General features: G+C 64.6%; 19 protein-coding genes and 1 tRNA gene. 13 read left to right on the top strand and 7 right to left on the bottom strand.

Features of this window, described 5'->3' with window-relative positions; translation table 11 throughout:
- Positions 1–116: 116 nt before the first annotated feature.
- A complete protein-coding gene (locus RT551_RS06610) occupies positions 117–1,295 on the bottom strand; it encodes a YbfB/YjiJ family MFS transporter (protein ID WP_313456713.1) in 1,179 nt (392 codons plus the stop codon).
- A gap of 73 nt (positions 1,296–1,368) precedes the next feature.
- Here RT551_RS06610 and RT551_RS06605 point away from each other — a divergent pair, with 73 nt between their 5' ends.
- Positions 1,369–2,178 carry a helix-turn-helix transcriptional regulator gene (locus tag RT551_RS06605; protein ID WP_313456711.1) on the top strand — a complete coding sequence of 270 codons (810 nt, stop codon included), beginning with the start codon at positions 1,369–1,371 and terminating at the stop codon, positions 2,176–2,178.
- 61 nt (positions 2,179–2,239) lie between these two features.
- On the opposite strand, the gene RT551_RS06600 is transcribed toward RT551_RS06605, so the two are convergent.
- Genes RT551_RS06600 through RT551_RS06585 form a run of 4 tightly spaced genes read right to left on the bottom strand, consistent with a single transcriptional unit; the run spans position 2,240 to position 4,953 of the window.
- Positions 2,240–3,277 (bottom strand): cupin domain-containing protein, encoded by a 1,038-nt coding sequence (locus RT551_RS06600; protein WP_313456709.1) that lies wholly within the window; start codon positions 3,275–3,277, stop codon positions 2,240–2,242.
- Positions 3,277–3,795 carry a DsbA family protein gene (locus RT551_RS06595; RefSeq protein WP_313456706.1) on the bottom strand — a complete coding sequence of 173 codons (519 nt, stop codon included), beginning with the start codon at positions 3,793–3,795 and terminating at the stop codon, positions 3,277–3,279. Before RT551_RS06595 ends, RT551_RS06600 begins: the two co-directional genes overlap by 1 nt.
- Positions 3,792–4,388 carry a peroxiredoxin gene (locus tag RT551_RS06590; RefSeq protein ID WP_313456704.1) on the bottom strand — a complete coding sequence of 199 codons (597 nt, stop codon included), beginning with the start codon at positions 4,386–4,388 and terminating at the stop codon, positions 3,792–3,794. Before RT551_RS06590 ends, RT551_RS06595 begins: the two co-directional genes overlap by 4 nt.
- A gap of 31 nt (positions 4,389–4,419) precedes the next feature.
- Complete coding sequence (locus tag RT551_RS06585; protein WP_313456701.1) at positions 4,420–4,953, bottom strand: DNA starvation/stationary phase protection protein; 534 nt, start codon at positions 4,951–4,953, stop codon at positions 4,420–4,422.
- A 244-nt stretch (positions 4,954–5,197) separates the two neighbouring features.
- Between RT551_RS06585 and RT551_RS06580 the strand changes: the two genes are divergently transcribed.
- The 11 genes from RT551_RS06580 (at position 5,198) to RT551_RS06530 (ending at position 13,220) form a co-directional block, all read left to right on the top strand.
- Positions 5,198–6,640 (top strand): ATP-binding protein, encoded by a 1,443-nt coding sequence (locus RT551_RS06580; protein WP_313456699.1) that lies wholly within the window; start codon positions 5,198–5,200, stop codon positions 6,638–6,640.
- Positions 6,637–7,260, top strand: a complete 624-nt coding sequence (locus tag RT551_RS06575) for a response regulator transcription factor (RefSeq protein ID WP_311191940.1) — start codon at positions 6,637–6,639, stop codon at positions 7,258–7,260. Before RT551_RS06580 ends, RT551_RS06575 begins: the two co-directional genes overlap by 4 nt.
- Before the next feature lie 109 nt (positions 7,261–7,369).
- Positions 7,370–7,723, top strand: coding sequence for a response regulator (locus tag RT551_RS06570; RefSeq protein ID WP_313456694.1), 354 nt, complete (start codon positions 7,370–7,372; stop codon positions 7,721–7,723).
- Between the two features lie 92 nt (positions 7,724–7,815).
- Complete coding sequence (locus tag RT551_RS06565) at positions 7,816–8,646, top strand: alpha/beta hydrolase (protein WP_313456691.1); 831 nt, start codon at positions 7,816–7,818, stop codon at positions 8,644–8,646.
- A gap of 861 nt (positions 8,647–9,507) precedes the next feature.
- Complete coding sequence (locus tag RT551_RS06560) at positions 9,508–9,858, top strand: hypothetical protein (RefSeq protein WP_313456689.1); 351 nt, start codon at positions 9,508–9,510, stop codon at positions 9,856–9,858.
- On the top strand, positions 9,855–10,163 hold the full coding sequence (locus RT551_RS06555) for a hypothetical protein (RefSeq protein ID WP_313456688.1): 309 nt from the start codon (positions 9,855–9,857) through the stop codon (positions 10,161–10,163). The genes RT551_RS06560 and RT551_RS06555 overlap by 4 nt, the downstream gene beginning before the upstream one ends.
- A gap of 20 nt (positions 10,164–10,183) precedes the next feature.
- Positions 10,184–10,528, top strand: coding sequence for a HigA family addiction module antitoxin (locus RT551_RS06550; protein ID WP_313456687.1), 345 nt, complete (start codon positions 10,184–10,186; stop codon positions 10,526–10,528).
- The gene (locus RT551_RS06545) at positions 10,525–10,935 is read left to right on the top strand and encodes a hypothetical protein (protein WP_313456685.1); all 411 of its coding nucleotides are present in this window, start codon (positions 10,525–10,527) and stop codon (positions 10,933–10,935) included. The genes RT551_RS06550 and RT551_RS06545 overlap by 4 nt, the downstream gene beginning before the upstream one ends.
- An 82-nt stretch (positions 10,936–11,017) precedes the next feature.
- The gene (locus RT551_RS06540; RefSeq protein ID WP_313456683.1) at positions 11,018–11,173 is read left to right on the top strand and encodes a hypothetical protein; all 156 of its coding nucleotides are present in this window, start codon (positions 11,018–11,020) and stop codon (positions 11,171–11,173) included.
- 167 nt (positions 11,174–11,340) lie between these two features.
- Positions 11,341–12,423 (top strand): alpha/beta fold hydrolase, encoded by a 1,083-nt coding sequence (locus RT551_RS06535; protein WP_313456681.1) that lies wholly within the window; start codon positions 11,341–11,343, stop codon positions 12,421–12,423.
- 512 nt (positions 12,424–12,935) lie between these two features.
- A complete protein-coding gene (locus tag RT551_RS06530; protein WP_313456678.1) occupies positions 12,936–13,220 on the top strand; it encodes a hypothetical protein in 285 nt (94 codons plus the stop codon).
- Between the two features lie 168 nt (positions 13,221–13,388).
- Here the strand turns inward: RT551_RS06530 and RT551_RS06525 are convergent, their stop codons facing one another.
- Positions 13,389–13,850, bottom strand: coding sequence for a hypothetical protein (locus tag RT551_RS06525; protein WP_313456675.1), 462 nt, complete (start codon positions 13,848–13,850; stop codon positions 13,389–13,391).
- Between the two features lie 90 nt (positions 13,851–13,940).
- Positions 13,941–14,016, bottom strand: a tRNA-Ala gene (locus RT551_RS06520).
- Positions 14,017–14,380: 364 nt separating this feature from the next.
- Between RT551_RS06520 and RT551_RS06515 the strand changes: the two genes are divergently transcribed.
- Positions 14,381–14,817 (top strand): Cache 3/Cache 2 fusion domain-containing protein (locus RT551_RS06515; RefSeq protein WP_313456673.1); only part of this gene is annotated, 437 nt, incomplete at its 3' end.

Raw genomic sequence — 14,817 nt, 5'->3', positions numbered from 1 at the left:
GTGATTGATCGTTCGTTGTGGATGGCGCGGACGGCTCTCTTCGATCCGGGGTCATGCCTTCCCGGGCGTTGTACCGCTATCGGCGGTCGACTGTCGTGCGACCCCACCGGGCCTGTTCAGTGCGACGCGTGGTCTCGCGCATCATCCGGCATCGCCGCCAGCAGGAAGATGCCCACCGTCATCGCAATCGCCGCCAGCAGCAGCGACGCCTGGTAGGAACCACTGCTGCGTGCCAGGGTGCCGGCAATCGCCGGGGCCAGGATCTGCGCCACGCCGTAGCTCAGGGTGAGCGTCGCCATCGCCTTGGCCGGGTTCTGCGGGTAATGCCGACCGATCACGGTGAGGGTGAGGCTGACGATGCCGGCGAAGGTCAGCCCGAACAGCAGCGCGCTGCCCAGCCCGGCCCACAACCCATCGTCCAGCAGCGGCAGCACGAACGACGCCGCCTGCAGGGCGAAGGCCAGCATCAGGGCACGGATCAGGCCCATCGCCGACGCCACCCGATCCCAGGCGAACGTCGACGGCACTGCCGCCAGCCCGACCAGGATCCACACTGCACTGCCGTGCCCCCGGAAGGCCGGGGTCTGTTCCAGAATCGCCACGATGAAGGTGGCGCTGACCACGAAGCCGATACCCGCGCAGAAGTACGCGGCAATCAGCAGCTGCCGCCAGCGCCGGCTGGGTGGGGAAGGGGCGCTGGCTGCCTGTGAGGACGAGGCGGGTGCCGGCGCTGGCATCCACGCCCACGCTGGAATCAGGAACAGCGCGCCCACCGCGCCCAGCCAGCCCCATTGCGCGCTGGAGGTGGCATGCCCGGCCAACAGCCCGGTCGCGACGCCCGACACCACGATGCCCAGGCCCAGCCCTGCGAAATGCAGGCCCAGCCGTGGCCGGTGGCGGTGGGCCAGCAGCCAGTTCAGTACCAGCCCCGAGGCCAGCAGCAGGCCGGCGGTGCTGGACAGCCCCGCCACGAGGCGTAGCGCACTCCACAACGCGGGCGTCGTGGTCACCGCCATCAACGCGGTGCTGGCCACCGCCAGCAGCAGGCCGACCCGGTAGAAGCGGAATTTCAGCTGCATGTCGCCCACCCGGGCCACCAGCAGGGTGCCCAGCAGGTAGCCCACGTAATTGAAGGTGGCCAGCCAGCCGCCCATCGCCGGGCTCAGCCCGGCATCCACCCGCATCAACGGCAGCAGGGGGGTGTAGGCAAAGCGGGCAATGCCCACGCTGAGCACCAGTGCGCTGATGCCGGCACAGATCACCTGCCAGGGGCGCAGGGTGGGGGAAGCGGGCATGGTCGGTTCCATGGAAGGGTACGGCCATGCTCGGGCAGGCCGGGGCGGCTGTCTTTCGATAGAATGACCCATCATGTCGATCAGTCGCCACGCCGCTGACCATTCCCCCACCTGGCGCGAAGTGCCTGTGCCCACGCAAGGGGCGTTGTCGTGGCCGGTCGTGGCGCGCAGCCAGGAACTGGCGGCCGGGGAGCGCTTTCCCCCGCATGTGCATGCCTGGAACCAGCTGGTGTTCGCGACCGAAGGCGTGCTGCAGGTTACGGTCGCGCACGCCCGACACGTGATCTCGCCGCAGCAGGCGCTGTGGGTGCCCACCGGCACCGTGCACCACACCGGTGCCCTGGGGCCGGCGGCGTTCCGCAATCTGTACATCGGTGACGATGCCGCGCTTGGCATGCCAACGGAATGCGTGGTGCTGGAGGTGTCGCCGTTGTTGCGCGAGTTGATCGTGGAGCTGGGCCAGGTGCAGCCGGATCACGATGTCGCGTATTACCTGCAGTTGTGCACACTGGTGATCGCGCAGCTGCGCCGGCAACCGCAGCACACCCGGCATCTGCCGTGGCCGCAGGACGCGCGCCTGCAGCGCTGGTGCCAGGCGTTGTACGACCAGCCGGCGGATGCTCGTGGGGTGGAAGAGTGGGCGCGGCAACTCGGGGCCTCGGCGCGCACGCTGGCGCGCCAGTTCGAGCGCGAGACCGGGATGAACCTGCGTGCGTGGCGGACGCGGCTGCGGCTGCTGCGGGCGATCGAGTGGCTGGCGCAGGGGCGCTCGCCGACGGTGATTGCGCATGAACTGGGGTATGCGTCGGCGTCGGCGTTCAATTACATGTTCCGGGTGGAGACCGGTATGAGCCCGCTGCAGTGGCGAAAGGCCCGGGCGTAGAGCCACGCCCTGCGTGGCTTCGACCTTATTTGGGCACCGCGCAGCCACGCAGGGCGTGGCTCTACGTTGGGTCTACCGGATTGCGCCGGGCCACAATCAACGGATCCTCCACCACCTTCGGAAACGCCGGCAGCGCCGCCGCTTCCACCCCGAACGTGGCCGCCAGCACCCCCGGCGCGAACGCCGACGCCGCCAGCCGGTAACCCACATCACCCGGCGTGGGCTGATCAAAGAACACCAGGAAATGAATGTCCTCGCCCAGCGCCTCGATCTGGTGCGGATATGCACGCGGAATGAAATACACATCGCCAGGCTGCAGCAGATAGGTATCCACCGAACCGTCCGGATCGAGAATGCTCATCCGCGCATGCCCGCGATGCACATAGCCCAGCTCGGCGGTATCCGGGTGCCAATGCGGCTCGCGCATGCCGTCATCGGCAATCCGCAGCGAATACATGGACAGATTGCGCAGCGTCGGCCAGAACTGGGTGCGCGATACCCGCGCCTGGCCATAGGCGAAATCGACCGGCGGTGATTGCGCCTCAATATCAAAACGATGCGGATCGGCGCGGTCGGCACAGTCCGGCACCACGGCCGGCCCCACGCGCCGCACCAGATACGGTGAGGTGGTGTCGCGCGTGAGGTGGGCGAACGCGTCCGAGGCCAGATCGTAAGTGTTGCCCAGCACCGCGTTCGACATCGCCCCGAACGCCGCATGCAGCGAGAAGTCCTGCGGACGCTCATGACTGAACACGATGATCAGTTCCGCCTCGCCATCACCCACGTTCTCGATGGCATGCAAGGCGCCGCTGTTGATGTGGAACGTCTGCCCGGCCGTCACCCGTATCGTGCTGATGGCATCAGCGTTGTCCACAATCGTGATCAACACGCTGCCGGCCAGCACGTAGCCCAGTTCATTGGCATTGGCGTGCCAGTGCGGCTCGCGGATGCTGCCGGGTGCCAGCAGCAGGCGTTTGATCGACAACCGCTCCAGCAACGGCAGCTCATCAGCGGTGAGCCGGCGGATGGTACCCAGCGCATCGTCATGTACCGGCGTCGCGCCCCATAACGAGCGTACATGGCGCGAGGCGGCGTTCATCACGCCACCACGCCCAAGGCGTCGATCAGGCTTTCCACATCGCGCGGACCGTCATAGCGCCGGCCGTTGATGAACAGCGAAGGGGTGCCGTTCACGCCGCTGCGCACGCCGCCCATGAAGTCGCGCTCTATGCGTGGGTCGAAGTTGCCCTCGGCGGCCGCCTGCAGCAGGGTGTGGTCCACCCGCAGCTGGGCGGCGTAACGCAGCAGGTCATCGGGTTCCAGTGCCTGCTGGTTCTGGTAGAGCATGTCGTGCGCTTCCCAGAAGCGGCCGGCGATTGCCGCAGCTTCGGCGAAGCGCGCCGCCGGCAATGCGTTGGGATGGATTTCGCTGATCGGGAAGTTGCGGAACACGAAGCGCATGCGGTTGCCGAGCATGCGCTGTACTTCCTTGATCACCGGGTACGCTTCGCCACAGTACGGGCATTCATAGTCGCCGTATTCCACCAGGGTGATGGCCGCATCTTCCGGGCCCTGGATGTGGTCGAAGCTGCTGACGGGAACGAGAAGGCGGCTCATGAGAGGGCTCCGGTGGCATTTGTAGAGCGGGGCTCTGTCCCGCTGAGGGTGTCCGTGCGCGTCGGCGGGGCAGAGCCCCGCTCTACAACAGCAGGATCGATCGCATCGGTGTGCACGTTGCCACGCAGCGCCTCCAGCGCTTCGAGAATCCCATCCGCCCCAGGATTGATCCCCAGCGGCGACACATAGCTCCAACGCACAATGCCCTGCGCATCAATCACGAACAGCGCACGCTCGCACACGCCGTCCTGCTCGCGATACACGCCATACCGACGCGCCACTTCGCCTTTCGGCTGGAAATCCGCCAGCAGCGGAAAATGCAGATGCCGGGTCTCGGCAAATGCCGCGTGGCACCACACCCCATCCACCGAAATGCCGACCAGCTGTGCGCCGTACCGACGGAACTCAGGCAGCAGCTGGTTGTACAGCGCCAGCTGGTCGCCGCACACCGGGCTCCAGTCGGCAGGGTAGAACGACAAAATCACCGGGTGACCGCGCAGCTCCATCAGGCTCAGGCGCTGGTCGGCGGTGGCCGGCAGCGAGAACGCGGGCGCTGCACTGCCGGGCGGAACGGGAAGACGGGAGGCACTCATGGCACAGCTCCGTGGGGGAGGAGGTGAGGTATCAGCGACGGCTGCGGGTGGTCTCAAACAGGAACCAGCTGCGACGCTCGGCTTCGTCGATCCAGTTCTCGATCAGGCTGGCGGTGGCCACATCGTTGTATTCGCTGCACACGCCGTGGGTGCCGCGCAGGAAGCCGGTGAGGCGGCGGTTGTCGTCGGCCAGTTCGGCCAGCATGTCCTCGGCGGTCACGTAGTCCGCATCGTTGTCCAGCAGGCGCTGGATGCGGTGGATCTGGCCGATCGAACGCAGCGTGGTGCCGCCGACCTTGCGGGCACGCTCGGCGATGGCGTCGGTGGTGGCGAAGATCTGCTCGCCCTGTTCATCCAGCATCAGGTGGTAGTCGCGGAAATGCGGGCCGGACAGATGCCAATGGAAGTTCTTGGTCTTCAGGTACAGCGCGAACACGTCGGCCAGCAGCACGGTCAGCGCGGCCGCGATGTCCTTGGTGGCCTTGGGCCCCAGGTCGGTGGGCGTATTCAGCGCGGCGCGCTGGCGGGCAAGCGGCGAATCGGGGGTGTTGGCGAGGCTGTTCATGGGCATGCTCCGGGAAGGCGGGGGAGGGAGCGCTGGCAGGCAGCGCCGACATCGCCAGACTAGTCAGCCGCGGCCCCCCGCAACATTGCGCCATCGTTTCTCCGCCTCATACCAAAGTGTGTATCGGCCCGGCCCGGTGCAGCGGAGAATCACCCGATGGAGGGATCAGTCCGCCGCGCCCGCGGGGGATACTGCCCTGCGACTGCCGCACGGGTGGCGGTTGGCGCGCCCGGAGGCAAGGACCGTGTTTCCCACATCCCCCGCAATTGCCGTTGCCCTTGGCAAACCCCACCGCACCGCGTTCCGCGTGGCGGCGGCGCTGCTCACGTTAGGCATTTTCCTGATCGACGTGCTCTCCACCCTGGAAGGGGCGGTGGCCGTGCTGTACGTGGTGAGCGTGCTGCTGGTGGCACGCACCGGCCGGCGTGGCGACATCATGACCGCGGCGCTGGCCGGCATCGTGCTGACCGTGCTGGCCTACGTGGACTCGCACGGGCTGAACCACGTTGGCGTGCAGACCTTCCGCGCCGTGGTCAGCCTGGCCGCCATCGGCATCACGGCGATCCTTGCGCTGCAGCACCAGAACGCGATACAGCGCCTGAGCGCGCAGGCGCGCTTGCTGGATCTTTCGCACGACATGATCTTCGTGCGTGACCGTTTTGGTGTGATCACCTTCTGGAACCGCACCGCCGAGCAGGTGTACGGCTGGTCGTCCGAGCAGGCCGTTGGCTGCGTGGCCGACACCTTGCTGTCCACCCGCTACCCGCAGGCGCGCGAGTCGGTGGAATCGACCCTGCTGTCGCTGGGCAGCTGGGAAGGCACGCTGGAACAACGCACCCGTGAAGGTGAGTGGCGGGTGCTGGACAGCCGCTGGGTGGTGCAGCGCGATGGCCGTGGGCGGATCACCGGGGTGCTGGAAACCCATACCGATGTCACCGAGCGCCGGCGCGCCCAGGATGCGGCCATGCGTGCGCAGTCCGAGCTGGCGCATGCCATGCGCGTGGCCACGCTGGGCGAACTCACCGCCACCCTCGCACATGAAGTGAACCAGCCGCTGATGGCGGTGGTGACCAACGGCGAAGCCGGCCTGCGCTGGCTGCATCGCGCACAACCCGACCTGCAGGAAGTGGATGCGGCCATCACCCGCAGCGTGGCCGAAGCGCGCCGCGCCAGCGAAATCGTCAAGCGCGTGCGCGCGTTCCTGGCCAAAAGCAGTACGGTGCGCGAAGCCCTGGCGGTGCCGGCGCTGATCCACGAGTCAGTGCGCCTGGTGCAGCACGACCTGAACCGTGACGCGGTGCAGCTGCGCGTGGAGGTGGGTTCCGGCCTGCCGTCGGTGCACGGTGATGCCATACAACTGCAGCAGGTGCTGGTGAACCTGATGATCAATGCCAGCCAGGCCATGGCCGGGCAGCCGCACGCGCGCGAACTGCACGTGGACGCGCAGCGTGGCGAGCAGGGCGCGGTGGTCATCAGCATCCGCGACAACGGTCCGGGCATCGATGCGGCGCACCTGGAGACGCTGTTCAAACCGTTCTTCACCACCAAGCCGCACGGCATGGGCATGGGCCTGGCGATCTGCCGGTCCACCGCCGAAGCGCATGGCGGCCAGCTTTCCGTGCACAGCGCACCGGGGCAGGGGGCCACCTTCCGGCTGGTGCTCGGCCTTGCAGGAGATGCCGCATGAACAACCCCGCGCTCGCGGTCGTGGTGGACGACGACCCGTCCGTGCGTGATGCTCTGGACAGCCTGCTGCGCTCCATCGGGCTGCAGACGCAGGTGCTGGGCTCACCGGCCGAGCTGCTGCAGGCGGCGCTTCCGGATCTGCCTGGATGCATCGTGCTGGACGTGCGCCTGCCGGGGATCAGCGGGCTGGACCTGCAGGACCAGCTGGCGGCACAGGGCATTCACCTGCCCATCGTGTTTATGACCGGGCACGGCGACATTCCGATGACCGTGCGGGCGATGAAGGCGGGGGCGGTGGACTTTCTGTCCAAGCCCTTCCGCGACCAGGACATGCTGGATGCGGTCAGCGCGGCGATCGAGCGTGATCGCCAGCGCCGGCAGGAGAGCGCGGCCCGGGACAGCCTGGACAGCCGCTACGCCACGCTGACCCCGCGCGAGCGGGAGGTCATGGCGCACGTGGTGGCCGGGCTGATGAACAAGCAGGTGGCCGGGGTGCTGAACCTGAGCGAGATCACCGTGAAGATCCATCGGGGCAATGTGATGCGCAAGATGGGCGTGCGTTCGCTGGCCGACCTGGTGCGCCACGCCGAGGCCCTGGGCGTGCACGTCACGGGGCGCTGAACCGCCCGGCTACAAACCTGTGTATGGTTCCGCTGCCCGCCACCCTGGGGCATAAAGGCAGCGTCGGCCCAGGCCGGCCCGTGGCCCCAGGATGTAGCAGATGAACCCGATGTACCGAGTTGCAATCGTTGACGATGACGACGGCGTGCGCCAATCGCTGTCCAGCCTGCTGCGCTCGCTGGGCTATGAGGCGCGGACCTTCGCCTCTGCCGACGCGTTTCTGGCGACCTTGCAGGATCCCCCCGACTGCCTGCTGACCGACATCCAGATGCCGCAGATGAATGGCGATGTGCTGCAGCAGGAGTTGCTGGCGCGTGGGTGCACGTTCCCGATGATCTTCATGAGCGCGTTCCCCACCGATGCGATCCGCGAGCGGGTCATGGCGCGTGGGGCATTGGCGTTTCTGGCCAAGCCGGTGGATGCGGAAACGCTGGCCTGCTATCTGACCCAGGCATTGGAATGAGCGCGACGTCATACACAGGTATGAAGGTGTTTTAACCCCGCATTGCTTACTGTGGTCCGGTAATTCCCAACCCCCTTTCCGGAGACTGTTCCATGAGCACCATCACCACTTCCGACGGCGTTGAAATCTTCTACAAGGACTGGGGCCCGAAGGACGCCCAGCCGATCGTGTTCCATCATGGCTGGCCGCTGTCCAGCGACGACTGGGACAACCAGATGCTGTTCTTCCTGGGCAAGGGCTACCGCGTGATCGCGCATGACCGTCGCGGTCATGGTCGTTCGTCGCAGGGCAGCGAAGGCCACGACATGGACCATTACGTGGCCGACGCCACGGCGGTGTTCGATCACCTGGACCTGAAGAACGCGGTGCATATCGGCCACTCCACCGGTGGTGGCCAGGTGGCACGTTACGCGGCGCGCGCTGCGGCGGGCCGTGTGGCCAAGGCGGTGCTGATCAGTGCGGTGCCGCCGATCATGGTGAAGTCGGACAAGAACCCGGGCGGCCTGCCGATCGAGGTGTTCGACGGCTTCCGTTCGGCGCTTGCGGCGAACCGCGCGCAGTTCTACGTCGACGTGGCCAGCGGCCCGTTCTACGGCTTCAACCGTGAAGGTGCGAAGGTATCGCAGGGCGTGATCGACAACTGGTGGCGCCAGGGCATGACCGGCAGCGCGCAGGCGCACTACGAGGGCATCAAGGCGTTCTCGGAAACCGACTTCACTGAAGACCTGAAGGCGATCAACGTACCGACCCTGCTGCTGCACGGTGACGACGACCAGATCGTACCGATTGCCGACGCCAGCGAGCTGAGCATCAAGCTGCTCAAGCACGGCACCCTGAAGGTGTTCAAGGGCTACCCGCACGGCATGTGCACCACGCACGCCGACGACATCAACGCCGAGCTGCTGAAGTTCATCCAGGGCTGATGATCGGCGCGGTTGCCGGCGTGGAACTGCACGCGCCGGCAATCAACTGATTGCATGGATTCGCCCACGGACCTTCTGGTTGCACTGGATACGTAGAGCCGGGCTTGCCCGGCTGCTGTTGGACCCATGCGAACAGCCCTCGGTTCAAGGCATCTTTGGTTTGGCGGCTCGGGATGGGTTTGCGGGACACGCCGTAAACCCATCCATGGGGGCTCGTCAAAAACATCCATGTTTTTGACGGTCCCGCAAACCCACCCCGACCCACCTTCGACAGGTCATCGGTGGCCAACGAAAATCAGAACCCGCGCGCGGCCCCGGTGGGATCGGTCGACAGACGATCGCCGTGAAACAACCCGCGTTCTTTAACGCATGAACCCCGGATCGAAACGCGCTCTCCGCGTGATCCCATGACGCACTCGCCCCGATTTTTCGATGACCACCCACGCTGGTCGCTTCGACATGCGACGCAAATCAAAATTTCTCACGCCAGCACCCGGGCAATACCGACACCCCGTGCCGAAACGCAACTCAACACCCCCCAAACCTCCCACAACCACAACGCGCCAATTGCGTCGCACCATTTGCGAGCGCGTCAAAAATCCGCCACGATTCTTTCGCAATTGCCTGTTTTTTTAGCAATGCGCGTGCTGCAGGATGGCCCCCGGAGCGTAGAAACTCCTCAGAAACACATCAGGTGTCCTGCGTCGGAGCTGTTCGTGTCCAACGTCGGGAGGGTGGCTAATACAACACCCCCGCAAGGGGGGAATACGCCCGCCGGTGTTTTGTTTGTGTTTCTGACGGTTTCTAACCTCCCGACCCCTCGCCATTCCGGCAGGGGTCGCATCTCACAGGAGGTTTGCCATGCAGTCGCAGAGGTCGCACATTCCCGAAGAGACGTTCGAAGCCCCCGCACCGCGCTGTGCCGTATGCGGCGGCACCCCGCCCACACCGCCACCGCCCTACGACGAAGGCCTCGGCGGCGTCGAATACATGATGATGCGCGGCCGCTGGCTGCGTTACATGGGGCTGGGCAAGGGCACGTGGTTCAGAGTTGAGTTCGACGGCGAACGGATCATTGCCACGCCGGTGTATCCCCCGGGCTTTCGTATGCTGCACATCCCCACGGAAGTGCTGCGCGAAGTGCACTACACGCAGGTGCGCGAGTACCGCCAGCATCCACGGCCGCGCCGCAATCGGAGGACACGCCGATGAGAAAGCCGGTCTGGGTACGCACCAAGGTGGAAGACGATCTGCGTTGCCGCTTCAAGGGCGCGGTGAGGCAGGAGTACTACGCGCCAGCCGAGGCCATCCGCATGTTCATGGAGCGCGTGGTGGAGCTGAGTGAGAACCGGAACACGGTGGACCTCACGCTGTGGAGCAATGTCATCAACGACGCATCGAATGACGTGGCCGCCGAGATCTGCATCGGCCAGGAAGAACCGCCTTATGGCGAGGAAGACGAAGTGCAGCGAGCGCGCAGAGAAGGCTGGGCCAGCCCCGGCTTCGGCCGCGACTGAAGCGGATGGAAGACAGCGCCATGACCCCAACACCACCGCTGCACCCCGGCACCATCCTGCTGGAAGACTTCATGCAACCCAACGGCCTCACCCGCCGCGCACTCGCCGACGCCCTGCATGTCTCCAACACCCGCATCGTCAGCATCACCCGTGGCACCGCCGCCATCACCATTGACACTGCCATCCGCCTGGGCCACTACTTCAACACCTCGCCATGGTTCTGGATGAACCTGCAGGTACGCTTCGATCTGGAAATGGCGGAACAGCAAACACCCGCCCCGACCGAACGTATCGTCCCGCTGCCGCAGTTCATGGACCCGTCAGTGCCGTCCGCTGTAGAGGTAAAGGAGTGGGGCGCATGGTGACAACCTATCTCCGCCGCCTGCTGCCCGGGTACCCGAGGGCTCCAGTCCCGCCGCAGAAGCGCAGCACGCTGCCACCCATTCCCCGCAGCCTGCGCTCGCAGTTGAAGGACTACCCGGATCACATCGAGCGCCTGCAGTTAGCCCTGCACGGCGTCAGCGTGGCCCGCACAACGCGCCGGCCACGCATCGAAATGGCGGTGTGGGCCATCGACGACCGCCTGTCCCGCTTCCTGGCCGAGGCGCAGCACGAACTGGATGCCGCCCGCTGCAGCGGTGACCCGGAGCGGCTGGCGCGGGCCGAGGAGGTGGAGGCGGTGATGTTCAAGGTGAACCGGAAGAATGCGTGGATGGGCGATGAGGTGTTTGCTGCATGGTTCAGGGCGGAGGTTGGGCCCTCAAAGCGGTAGCGCCGGCCGTTGGCCGGCCCTCATGACCCCTACATCACGCCGTACTCGCTACGTTGCCCTCAACCCCCAACGCAGCACGGCCATGACCACCGAAAAGCAACCCGGCAAGCAGGAAGGCATCAAGGAATCCCAGCAGGACCGCAAGCAGGACGATGTGGCCAAGAGCCGCCCTGCCCAGACCGACCAGCAGATTCATGACGCCAACACCAAGCGTCCGCCCAGCAACCCCTCCCGGTAGAGTCGTCGACAGACGACTGCCGATGACGGTGATCGGCGCGGCGAACGCTTCTACCTCACCGCAAGGGACGCGCTGACCCGCCATCCCCCCTCCATGCCACAATCCCCTCAACAACACTGTTGAGGGGCAGTCCGTTGATCAAACCCATTCTTGTCGCGTTTCTCGCCGTGACAGCAGCCCTGTCCACCACCGCGAGCGCTCAGGCACCTGCGCCCACCAGCCGCGCCGAGGCGACCAAGATCGTCGCCGATATCCGCAAGGTAGTAGCTGACAACGGAATCGAACGTCTGGAATCCGTCCGCATCGGCGACATCGACCAATGGGTCTCAATTCGCGGCAACGACCCACGCAACCCGGTACTGCTGATGCTCCACGGCGGCCCCGGTTGGGTGGCAATGCCAACCAGCTGGTACTTCCAGCGTGGCTGGGAGGAGTACTTCACGGTAGTGCAGTGGGACCAGCGTGGCGCGGGCAAGACTTACGCAGCGAATGACCCGGCGGTCGTCGCCCCGACCATGACCCGCGAGCGCATGATCGCCGACACCGAGGAAATGGTGGCCTGGCTGCGCAAGGAGTTCGGCAAGGACAAGATTTTTGTCGTCGGACAGTCCTGGGGCAGCTATCTGGGTCTGGAACTGGCGCAGCGTCGCCCTGAATGGCTTCATGCATACGTAGGCATCGGCCAGATTACCAATGCGCCAGAAAGCGAGCGTCGCGGCTATGCCTGGACCCTGGAGCAGGCGAAGGCCGCAGGCAACGCTGAAGCGGTGGCCGAGCTGGAGGCGCTGGCGCCGTATGCGCAGGGCAGTGAACCGCTGCCGCTTGAAACGCTGTTCAAGCAGCGCAAGTGGCTCAACGAGTATGGCGGCATGGTGCACAACCGGACCGGGGGAAGTGCCGAGGCTGCCGCCATTCGGCTGTCACCGGAGTACAGCGACGACGACCTCGCCAAGGTGTGGAAAGCCAATGACTTCTCCATGCAGCATCTGTTGAGCGAAGTGCTGACCCTGGACATGAGTCGCGTGGATCGGTTGAAGACGCCCTTGTTCCTGTTCCTGGGCCGCCACGATTACAACGTGTCGTCCGAGCTGGCGGCCGAATGGTTCACGCGGGTCCAGGCACCGGCCAAGCAGCTGGTGTGGTTCGAGCAGTCCGCGCATGAGGTGATGATTGAAGAGCCTGGCAAGACGCTGCTCACGCTGGTGCAGCAGGTTAGGCCAATTGCTGAGCGGGCCGGGGATGTGCCATAAGGCGCATCGCTAGCGCTGCTTAGGTAGCGTCGGTCGCAAGACGACGGCCGATACCAATGATCCGTGCTTTAACGTCGCGCACCCGGACGGAATCGCGCTTCTCTCGGTCGCTGCGCGGCGTTCGTCGCGCCGATCACCGTTATCGGCCGTCGTCTTGCGACCGACGCTACCAAGGCGCGCAGCCGCTCATTGCGGCGCACGATGCAAACCCTTCGGTGACGTTGCGTAGAGCCGGGCTTGCCCGGCTGCTTGAACCATGGCGAATCCTGAGAGGTAGCTGCGCACGGACGTCGCGTTTGGCCCGGTCTCCCGCTGATTGAAACGGTTTATCAAGCGGATTTGTTGGCTACAAAGCCGCGCAGAAGTCGCTGTTGGCCTGCGGTGTCACGACGCAAATGCAGGGCGATAACCGGCGAAGCATGTGCCCCACGAACTCGACACCCGACCGAAACTACGATAACTCAGCGGCGGATACCGCAAGGGTTTACTACGCAACGCAAAGGAGCTCGGCCGTGCCGAAACCTGAGAAAGAATTGAGAATTCGCGATGAGCAGCGTGATCTGGGTGAAGAGCTATTGGAGGCGGTGCGTGCTTTCAAGAATGGACGGATTGGAAAGGTTCACGTGATGCGATTGGCGGAGGAAGGTGACGCCATCGATCGAGTGAGCTTCGCTTTGGCAGGTGACGAGTTCCAGCAATTTGTCGACCATCTTGATGCGCCTTTGGAGCGCAATCCCGGGCTTGATCGGCTGGTCAGGCTTATCCCTGTGTGGGATAAGGCGCGGGAGAAGGCATAAGAAGCGTTTCAGCGTGATGGGGCCGACAACTCAAGGATGGGCAGGCGGCCTGCTTCGGCGAGGTTGCTGCGTTCGTCGCGCAGATCATCGTTATCGGCCGTCGTCTTGCGACCGACGCTACCAAAACCTCTCGCCCCAATGCCGTTGGGATGCTCGACAGCATTGCAGCTAGGGCGTCAAAGCCTTCGTCACCAGTTCTGTGAGCAGTGGACTGGATTGGGAGCGCATCTGCGCCGCCACCTCGGGTTGAACCGCACTGAACTTCGCCGCATACGGTGAGCGCGTGCCTTCGCGGGTTAGTGAGAGAAGCTCTTCAGCAGTTAGATGCTGGGCATACAGATCGCCCAAGCGTTGATCCCATGCAGCCTGGAACTGTGGAAGGTGGCGGTCGAGCTGTGTCTGAACCTGCTGGTCCGCGGCGTCCTTCCCTAGTTGTTGTACCAACGACGCATAGGTGTTCGTTCCGCGTGCCGCATCCAGTGCCAGCCCGCGCAGGCCTTGGCCCATATTGAAGCGTTGCACCAGCGCTGCAGCGGGGTCGCCCGGTGTAGCGGGGTCAACGGCGGGCGGGGCCTGGGTGCAGGCGGCGAGGGTGAGCAGGGCGGTGATCAGCAGCGTCCGGTACGTCATTGCAGGTTCCTTCCTGGTCTGGAGAAAGCAGAACGCCACCCGAAGGTGGCGTTCTGTTGTAGAGCCGGGCTTGCCCGGCTGCTTGAATAGTGGTGGAGCCAAGGAGGATCGAACTCCTGACCTCGTCATTGCGAACGACGCGCTCTCCCAGCTGAGCTATGGCCCCACGAAGTACTGCTTCGCAGGCACCGCCTTGCGATGACTGAAGTGTAGCGCCGTGAAGGCCCGCCTGCCAAGCGCGGCAGGCTGACGCAGGGCGTGCTGACCGCAAAAATGAGAAAACGTTTCCATAAATTTATTGATGGAGCACCGAAGGCGGCAGCAAGGGTGTGATCTTTAGTGATTTACGAACTTTTCTGAACAACCGAGTTGGTTTGTGAACGCGGAGATCGATCTAAATTCAATGAAATCAATTAGATAGCGCTTGTGTCTATACGTTAATTTCTGGCGAAAAATACGTAAAGCGGACCGAAGTGGTGCCGATAAGAAATGTGACGCATCTCTCACACCCACTTTTCCGAGTTCCGACGATGACGACCCGTGCCGCCACCGTTTTCTCAACCTCCATCGGCGCGCGCCTTGCGCTGCTGATGGGCGTGATCACCACCGTGGCCTTTGTGATCCTGGCTGCTTTGATCTACCGCCAGGCTGCCACCAGCTACCAGACCCGCGTGGAAGCAGGGCTGCAGTCCTCCACCGACCTGATGCGCGATTCGGTCGAGCTGTACGACCGCAGCCTCAGCGAAAGCACCGAGCGCATGGCCGGCACCTTCCGCGCGATGCTGCCGGCCGGCGACATCACGGTGGATGCCACCAAGCCGGTCACTGTCGGCGAACGCGTCACCCCCCGCTTGTTGATGGGCACGGACACCCTCAACCTGCAGGAAGGCGTGGTGGACCGCTTCGCTGAAGCGGTAATCCCCCCTCAGAATAGAAGCAGCCATAAGTGGAATTTTCTCGTAATCTA

Origin of the sequence: Stenotrophomonas sp., from assembly GCF_032103445.1 — a bacterium.
Lineage (GTDB): Bacteria > Pseudomonadota > Gammaproteobacteria > Xanthomonadales > Xanthomonadaceae > Stenotrophomonas.
The sequence above is the reverse complement of the archived record's forward strand: the minus strand, read 5'-3'. Positions and strand labels throughout refer to the sequence as shown.

What these genes read in the sequence shown, in the direction of transcription:
- RT551_RS06610 (WP_313456713.1), bottom strand. Translation starts at nt 1,295, where the DNA reads ATGCCCGCTTCCCCCACCCTGCGCCCCTGGCAGGTGATCTGTGCCGGC.
- RT551_RS06605 (WP_313456711.1), top strand. Translation starts at nt 1,369, where the DNA reads ATGTCGATCAGTCGCCACGCCGCTGACCATTCCCCCACCTGGCGCGAA.
- RT551_RS06600 (WP_313456709.1), bottom strand. Translation starts at nt 3,277, where the DNA reads ATGAACGCCGCCTCGCGCCATGTACGCTCGTTATGGGGCGCGACGCCG.
- RT551_RS06595 (WP_313456706.1), bottom strand. Translation starts at nt 3,795, where the DNA reads ATGAGCCGCCTTCTCGTTCCCGTCAGCAGCTTCGACCACATCCAGGGC.
- RT551_RS06590 (WP_313456704.1), bottom strand. Translation starts at nt 4,388, where the DNA reads ATGAGTGCCTCCCGTCTTCCCGTTCCGCCCGGCAGTGCAGCGCCCGCG.
- RT551_RS06585 (WP_313456701.1), bottom strand. Translation starts at nt 4,953, where the DNA reads ATGAACAGCCTCGCCAACACCCCCGATTCGCCGCTTGCCCGCCAGCGC.
- RT551_RS06575 (WP_311191940.1), top strand. Translation starts at nt 6,637, where the DNA reads ATGAACAACCCCGCGCTCGCGGTCGTGGTGGACGACGACCCGTCCGTG.
- RT551_RS06570 (WP_313456694.1), top strand. Translation starts at nt 7,370, where the DNA reads ATGTACCGAGTTGCAATCGTTGACGATGACGACGGCGTGCGCCAATCG.
- RT551_RS06565 (WP_313456691.1), top strand. Translation starts at nt 7,816, where the DNA reads ATGAGCACCATCACCACTTCCGACGGCGTTGAAATCTTCTACAAGGAC.
- RT551_RS06560 (WP_313456689.1), top strand. Translation starts at nt 9,508, where the DNA reads ATGCAGTCGCAGAGGTCGCACATTCCCGAAGAGACGTTCGAAGCCCCC.
- RT551_RS06555 (WP_313456688.1), top strand. Translation starts at nt 9,855, where the DNA reads ATGAGAAAGCCGGTCTGGGTACGCACCAAGGTGGAAGACGATCTGCGT.
- RT551_RS06550 (WP_313456687.1), top strand. Translation starts at nt 10,184, where the DNA reads ATGACCCCAACACCACCGCTGCACCCCGGCACCATCCTGCTGGAAGAC.
- RT551_RS06540 (WP_313456683.1), top strand. Translation starts at nt 11,018, where the DNA reads ATGACCACCGAAAAGCAACCCGGCAAGCAGGAAGGCATCAAGGAATCC.
- RT551_RS06525 (WP_313456675.1), bottom strand. Translation starts at nt 13,850, where the DNA reads ATGACGTACCGGACGCTGCTGATCACCGCCCTGCTCACCCTCGCCGCC.